Origin of the sequence: Nodosilinea sp. LEGE 07088 (genome assembly GCF_015207395.1) — a bacterium.
In the GTDB taxonomy this organism is placed as follows: Bacteria; Cyanobacteriota; Cyanobacteriia; order Phormidesmidales; family Phormidesmidaceae; genus Nodosilinea.
The window spans coordinates 47,025-53,704 of the sequence record NZ_JADEWX010000024.1; the positions used below are offsets into that span (position 1 = coordinate 47,025).

7 protein-coding genes and 1 pseudogene are annotated in these 6,680 nt (G+C 57.1%); 4 read left to right on the forward strand and 4 right to left on the reverse strand.

Annotated features, from left to right (window positions below):
* The first annotated feature begins 436 nt into the window (after positions 1-436).
* The 4 genes from IQ254_RS08515 (at position 437) to IQ254_RS08530 (ending at position 2,312) form a co-directional block, all read left to right on the forward strand.
* Complete coding sequence (locus tag IQ254_RS08515; RefSeq protein WP_193965749.1) at positions 437-1,087, forward strand: DUF3386 domain-containing protein; 651 nt, start codon at positions 437-439, stop codon at positions 1,085-1,087.
* A gap of 89 nt (positions 1,088-1,176) precedes the next feature.
* Complete coding sequence (locus IQ254_RS08520; RefSeq protein ID WP_193965750.1) at positions 1,177-1,695, forward strand: TrmH family RNA methyltransferase; 519 nt, start codon at positions 1,177-1,179, stop codon at positions 1,693-1,695.
* 24 nt (positions 1,696-1,719) lie between these two features.
* On the forward strand, positions 1,720-2,001 hold the full coding sequence (locus IQ254_RS08525) for a 2TM domain-containing protein (RefSeq protein WP_193965751.1): 282 nt from the start codon (positions 1,720-1,722) through the stop codon (positions 1,999-2,001).
* A gap of 2 nt (positions 2,002-2,003) precedes the next feature.
* Complete coding sequence (locus IQ254_RS08530) at positions 2,004-2,312, forward strand: DUF3181 family protein (protein WP_193965752.1); 309 nt, start codon at positions 2,004-2,006, stop codon at positions 2,310-2,312.
* A 21-nt stretch (positions 2,313-2,333) separates the two neighbouring features.
* Here IQ254_RS08530 and IQ254_RS08535 read toward each other — a convergent pair whose 3' ends face one another.
* From IQ254_RS08535 to IQ254_RS08550, 4 genes and pseudogenes are all read right to left on the reverse strand, one after another.
* Positions 2,334-3,230 (reverse strand): hypothetical protein, encoded by an 897-nt coding sequence (locus tag IQ254_RS08535; RefSeq protein ID WP_193965753.1) that lies wholly within the window; start codon positions 3,228-3,230, stop codon positions 2,334-2,336.
* A 159-nt stretch (positions 3,231-3,389) separates the two neighbouring features.
* Positions 3,390-5,501, reverse strand: a complete 2,112-nt coding sequence (locus IQ254_RS08540; protein ID WP_193965754.1) for a TIGR00300 family protein — start codon at positions 5,499-5,501, stop codon at positions 3,390-3,392.
* A 174-nt stretch (positions 5,502-5,675) separates the two neighbouring features.
* Complete coding sequence (locus IQ254_RS08545; RefSeq protein ID WP_193965755.1) at positions 5,676-6,035, reverse strand: hypothetical protein; 360 nt, start codon at positions 6,033-6,035, stop codon at positions 5,676-5,678.
* 432 nt (positions 6,036-6,467) lie between these two features.
* A pseudogene (locus IQ254_RS08550) lies at positions 6,468-6,680 on the reverse strand (hypothetical protein); the annotation flags it as partial.

Here is a 6,680-nt window from a genome sequence, read left to right on the forward strand (position 1 = left end):
CACAGAATGCCTCAACAGCTGTGGATAATTAAACACCGTCTCTGGGTTTGTTTTTTTTAAAGGTCGTAAACCGTTGCCGTTAAAGGAAAAGAGCAATCTTGTCAAATCGGCGGGGAGAATATGACCTGTGGAAAAGCCTGAGCTAACTGGGTTGCTTTAGCTCAAAAACTGCTCAGAAAGCCATGTCGCTGGGCTGCGAAAAATAACCTAAGGTACCTTGGGGAGCTATAAGGTGGATTCTTATTTTAGAGAGGCAACTCAGAAGGTACTGTAAACCAGAATACGTTTCCCCAGATTAAGCGTTTGTCATAGAGCACCCCTGGGAATTGGTCACGTCGCGGGCACAGGCGAAGGTACCGCAGAATCGGTATGCTAGAGAAACCTCAACCCCATGGCTTGCTGCTATGGCCCACCGACGTATACGGGAGATAGTTTGATGGTTGGAACTCAACTTTCGGCACGCGACTTTTTTCGGGTCGCCTACGAAAATCGCTACACCTGGGATGCCGCGTTCCCTGGCTATACCGCTGATGTCAGCTTTACCCACAATGGCGAGACCTACACCGGTCAGGCTAAAATTGGCGCTGACTTCAAGGCCGAAGTGACGGGCATTGCTGATGAAACCGCCCAAAAAATAGTGCATGGGCAGCTGTTTGAGGTTTCGATTCACCGGGTGCGCCGGGGTTTTGAACAGACCCACGGCAACAATACCTTTAGCTATGGCGAGACCCTGGCTGACGGATCGGTAGAAATCTTAATGGGCGGTAAGTCTGAGGGCGATCGCTACCAAATCCGCAACCAGGAAGTGTCGATGGTGCATCGTCATATTCATGGCGTGGTGGTGACGATTCACACCTACAGCAGCCACGATACTGGGGCGGGCTACCTATCGCACCGCTACGACTCGATCTACCACGACCCCAAAACGGGTGAGCCGAAGGGCGGCCTCAGCACCTTTGAAGACCTCTACACTGAGGTTGGGGGCTACTCTATTCTCTCTCGTCGCACCATTGAAACTGAGACCGAAAGTGGCAAAGATGTGCAAGACTTTGTGTTCTCGAATATCGCCCTGATCGCCGCCGCCTAACAGTTGTGCAACCCCAACAATGGGCGTCTATAGCTGAGCGATCCACCATTTCCAGTGGATCGCTCTGTGGGGTGAGGCGATAGGGGCTGATGACATCCTTGCGCAGAGACTATCAAAATTTGCCCCGCCATTCACTCGTGGTGTGCGCTGCTTTGGTTGAGAACCCAATGAATTTGGGGATGCTCTGCCGCACGGCTGAGGCCTTTCGTCTGGAGGCATTGGTGCTGCGAGATCTGACGCTGGCGAGCGATCGCACCTTTCGACAGGGCGCAGTAGCCACCTATCAGTGGCAGCCGTTGTGGGAGTGCCCTACCCCTGCCCTGCTCCAGTGGCTGGCGGAGCGGAGAGACCAGGGCTATAGCCCCATTGCCCTGGATTTGCAGCCCAATGCTATGCCCCTCAGCCAGATGCAGTTTGCCCAGCGCACAGTGCTAGTGCTCGGCAGAGAGCTGACGGGCCTGCCAGCAGAGGTATCAGCGGCCTGTGACCAAACGGTAGCGATTTCGCAGTATGGCATGGTGCCGTCGCTGAATGTGCAGACGGCGGCAGCTTTGGCCATATATGCCTACATTTGTCAGTGGGGAATGGCTCCGCCCCCATTAAAATGAAGGATGTAGCGTGAAGTTAGCTCTATGCCGCCTCGTTGGCCCCGTCAACCGACCCGTCAAGACCCCGACTATCGTCGCCTCGAAGACCGCATCAACTTTGCGGTGCATGTGGCGGCATTTATTGCCGTGAACTCGGGGCTGTGGTTTTTTCATACCCTCAACCCGGCCTGGGCTCCCTGGGTGAGCAGGGTAACGCTGCCCTGGCTGGCTGTTTTGGTCGGCCATGGGGTTTATATCTTTGCGATCGCAGATTACACGCCCACCCCGCTGTCTCCAACCGACCCTGACCCCAATGGAGAATCTTAACGATGTCTGATGCGTCTACCGCCCGAGCGATTGAGGCCCTAGCCGCAGCGATTGGCGACAAAGTCTATATCGATGTGGCCAAGTGGCACCTTTACCTGGGGGATGCCAAGCTTCATACTCCTCTGGCTGAGAGGCTTTACCCCTTGGTGACGGGCGATGCGGTAACCGAATCAGCCGTGGCAGAGGTGCTGGCGGGTACCCCCATCGCGATTGGCGGCGGCTCTAAAACAGTACCCCTGGCGGATCTGATTCCGGCAGGCAGCAAGGCCGATCTACTCGATGCGATCGCAGACTACCAGCGTGACCTCTAGCCCATTGCCCCGGCCTATGACCTAGCGCTCGGGTTGCTCATCCTCGGGCCATAGCTCCATCGCATTGACATCAATGGTCGGCATATCGTCATGGCGCAGGTTTGAGCCCGAAGGCAACCCGGCGGTAGCATCGGTAACCGCCTCCCGCAGCTGATGACGCAACCGACGGGTACGCTTTTTGACGTTACCCAGCAGGCCACCCAGCTTGTCTTGGGCCTCAGCCTGAAGCTGCTGACGGCGATCTTGGGCTTCGGCCCCCAGCTTTTGACGACCATCTTGCAGGCGATCGCTAGCCCGGCGAGTAGTCTTGACAGCCGCATCCCAGCTTTGGCGGGGGTCGGGCATTCGGTCGAGGGGCAGACGGTCAAAGGGGGTAGAAGAAGCCACCGGCTCGGCCTGCACCCCGGCTTGGATTAAAATTGCCTGTCCTAACGCGGCAGCCGCTGCCATCATGCGGCGACGCCCCGTGCTGATGACCGCAACTGGCGCCAGCGCGTAGAGCCCCGCAGCCATTGCCCAGTCTGGCGCCGGTACGAACAGGTATTGCAGAATATTCCCGGTGATTAGATCAAATCGATAGTCAACCAGCTGCCCCACGCGATCGCCATGGTCTGACCACAGCTCCACGTCTCCCAGGGGCAGCGCATCTTGCAGGTGCTCATCAATGGCCTCGAGCTGGGCCCCGGCTTTAACCACTACGCCATCGCGCCCGATGGAACCAATCTGGGACCACAGAAACCGTCGGCTTTGACGGCTCAATAGCCTGCCCCCGCTACAGCCAATTCCTTTGACCTGGTGGGTGCGTCCGTTGACCCAAATTTCAGCGATCGGGCCAACCTCTTCGGCGGTATCGAGGTTGATGGCCAGACGACTGAGCAAGTCGCTCTTGAGCATATCCTGGGGAAATGGCTCATCCATATCAGCACTCCTATGATCGCTAGCCCCAGCCCAACCTGTCTTTGGCCTGGATGAGGTCTGTGATCAATGGTAGTCGATCCCCAGGTGGGGATCGATGCTTCGAGGATGAGCGCCAGTGGCACCGACTATTACTCTGGGAGCGATCGCCCCCAGGACAGCCTACGACTGGGCCACTACGTGGCGCTGGGTGAGGCGATCGAGCTGCTTCACCAGCAGACTGAGAAACAGGCCAACATCGGTCACCACCCCGGTAGACTCTAGGGAACCGCGATCGGCTAGCTTGGTCACCACCGCAGGGTTGATGTCAACACACACCATCTTCACCCCGGCGGGGGTCATATTGCCGACACCAATCGCATGGAGCATAGTCGACAACATCAGAATCAGGTCACAGCCCTCAATCAGTCGAGCATAGTCGGCTTGAGCCGCAAGCAGATCCATTTTGGTATCGGGCAAGGGGCCGTCATCGCGAATAGACCCGGCCAACGAGAAGGGTACGTTGTGCTGCACGCATTCGTAGAACACCCCGCGAGTCAGCACCCCCTGATCGACGGCGTTAGCGATACTGCCGCAGCGGCGAATGCTGTTGATGGCCCGCAGGTGGTGGCGGTGGCCACCCCGCACCGAGGTGCCCTGCTTCATATCGACGCCGAGGGACGTGCCGAGCATGGCCTGCTCGATATCGTGCACGGCGATCGCATTTCCCCCCAGCAGCGCCTGCACGTAGCCGTCGCGAATCAGCCGTGACAGGTGGTTGCCCCCGCCAGTGTGGATGACCACTGGCCCGGCCACTACCGCCACCTTGCCCCCCTGATCGCGCAGACGGCGCAGTTCCCAGGCGACCTGTTCTACGATTAGCTCGACCCGGCGCTCGCTAGAGACCCCAGAGCCCATGAAACTAAACTCTTCGGTGGTGGCGGCGGCACGGCTGCGATCGGTGGTGCTGCGCACACTGCGAATGCCGTCATAGCCCACGATTACCTGGTCGCCCACCGCCAGATCGCGCAGCAGCTTACAGGTCGCCACCGGCTCCGTCGCCGACACCACAATCACGCCATCCATGCGCTGATTTTGCACCCGCACCCATTCGCCCCGCACCCGCACCTCAGTGGGGTAAATGGTCGAGCTATAGAAATCATCGGGGGCAACCCCCGCTTGGCTAATCGCCACCAGGCGGGCGTCCTGCTGTTCTTGGGGCAAAGCCACAGCCCCCAGATCAATCAGCTGGGCCATGATTTCATCCATCACCTCATGGTCAGGCGCCGACACCCGAATCTCCGCCGATGAGGTGCTCTGCCGCTGCTCGCCCAGGTCAAAGTTCAACACCTGGAAGCTGCCGCCCCCTTCCATAATCAGATCGAGGGCCCGACTCACCAGCCCCGAGTCGAGCAGGTGCCCCGTCATGGTCACGGTGCGAGACAGCAACCCTCTATCCTTGGCCGGTTCGGGATGCAGGGGCTCTGTCACCCGCAGGGTTAGACATTTGGCCGCTCCGCCAGCTTTGAGAAATTCGGTCAGAGGCGTCTCCACCACGTCAAAGCCCACATCGGCTAGCCGTGCCTTGAGCTCATCGCTGGCCTGGTTCATGATCACAATGCGATCGATATTGACGGCATTGCAGGCAAAGGTAATGGCATCGGGCTCGTCGATCGCAAGGCGCTTTTCTGGGGGCACCCGCAGCTCAATCAGGCGATTGGAATAGGCATCAAAGGCTGGCGGGTAGTAGAGCAGGTAGCCGCCCGTCAGGGGGCAAAAGCAGGTATCGAGGTGATAAAAGCGCTCGTCCATCAGGTGCAGCGACAACACTTCGATATTCAGCCACTGGGCCACTAACCCGTGGGAATCTAGCTCGGTGCGAAAGCCGTAGCCCGCCCATAGCCAGCGCCCTTCGCGATCGAGCAGGGCATCGCCAGCCCCCTCAAAGGGCAGATCCGGGGGCAGGGTAAACACGTCGTGCCCCTGTTCCTCAAACCAGGCTTTAAAGAATGGCTCTTCGCCCTGACGCTCTGGGTGCAGAAACCGGCTCAGCACCACCTGATTGCCCAAAATCAGCCCGGCATTGGCGGTGAAGACCATATCTGGCCAGCCCGGTTGGGGCTTGACCAAGTCGACATCGGCGCGATCGGCAATGATTTGATAGAGGTCTTGCCACTGCTGCCGAGCGGTCTCAAGCGATGAGCGGTGAATGTTGCCCTCCATCCAGGGGTTGATAACATAATCCACCTCGTAGTGGTGGGGAGCGCACATGAGAAAGCGAATGGAGGAGGTCATAGGAATGTGCCGACGTGAAGACAATCAGAACGAACAGGCAGGCCAGAGCTGCCAGGCCAACCAGCCCTAAAAAATATACTGCTGGGGGCCAACATTATATTTTAAGCCCTCAACGCCGCTAGACTGTTTAGTTGTCATGAGTCCTGTAAATTAGCGCGATCGCCCCCAGAGATTCTATTGATCTGAGGGCAGCTCAGTAAAGAAATGAGCATCGGTTAAGCGGTTGCTGGTTATGATTGCACTCGTTAACGTGCCATGGCGCAGACGATGAGCCGCCACTGACCCTGAGGCCGGAATATAGGGTAAGGCTGGTTCAGCGGAGCCAACCGACACGGTAACCGACACCAAAGACGACTGACCCATCAAATCTGCCGCCTCTGCCTGGTTACCCGATGAATCAAACCCGACCGCCAACATAAACGCAGCCAGCCCAATCACCAGGGCCAGACGAACGTCGATGATTTGCAACACCTGCAAGACAATTTCTTGGGCAGACGCCCAGAAAGTGGCAGGTGACTCAGTATCGTTAACCAATGTAGAACTCCCAGGCGTTAAATAAGATTCAGAAAGATTCAGAAAAAATTCTCTAGCATCACCAAGCTTGACTACCAGAAAACTCTCAGCTTTTCCAGAAACAGCCTTGAGCGATCGCTGCCATCGTCAGCTCAATGAACGGTTGCAGATACATAACGTTATATGCACAACGTTATAACATCACAAGTTGTAACGCCTTTCTCAGAATCGTTGCGCAGTATTACGTAGGCTCTGAAACCATTGCAGGATTTGACATTCTAGATGGTTGGAAGTTTTTATCTATGAACACTTTAAATTCATAGAGTTAGCTAAATGATAAAAGCAGTTGTTAGAGGCCTGGAGGTTAGGCGCGATCGCGCCTAATACCCGCCATTGGCTCAGACAATCCGCCGGTTCAGCAAGTTGTCCATAGAGCTAAGGCTCAGCTGGCCGCTACAGGGGCTCTAGCCAGAGGGAAAAGATCCAGCCGCCGTCAATGAGTTCTGACCAGTTACCCGACGTGCGCCCAGTAACAGTGACAATAGAACCGTTAGGAACGCTGCGGACAAACCCAAACTCGGTACCCGGCCCGTCGAACACCGAGGTCTCTTCACCCTCGGTCACTACCCGCATCTGGCGAGCCCCGGTTGGGGTGGGGCTGGGAGT

Excerpts from the sequence above, each read along its gene's own strand:
- IQ254_RS08515 (WP_193965749.1), top strand. The coding sequence starts at position 437 with ATGGTTGGAACTCAACTTTCGGCACGCGACTTTTTTCGGGTCGCCTAC.
- IQ254_RS08520 (WP_193965750.1), top strand. The coding sequence starts at position 1,177 with ATGACATCCTTGCGCAGAGACTATCAAAATTTGCCCCGCCATTCACTC.
- IQ254_RS08525 (WP_193965751.1), top strand. The coding sequence starts at position 1,720 with ATGCCGCCTCGTTGGCCCCGTCAACCGACCCGTCAAGACCCCGACTAT.
- IQ254_RS08530 (WP_193965752.1), top strand. The coding sequence starts at position 2,004 with ATGTCTGATGCGTCTACCGCCCGAGCGATTGAGGCCCTAGCCGCAGCG.
- IQ254_RS08535 (WP_193965753.1), bottom strand. The coding sequence starts at position 3,230 with ATGGATGAGCCATTTCCCCAGGATATGCTCAAGAGCGACTTGCTCAGT.
- IQ254_RS08540 (WP_193965754.1), bottom strand. The coding sequence starts at position 5,501 with ATGACCTCCTCCATTCGCTTTCTCATGTGCGCTCCCCACCACTACGAG.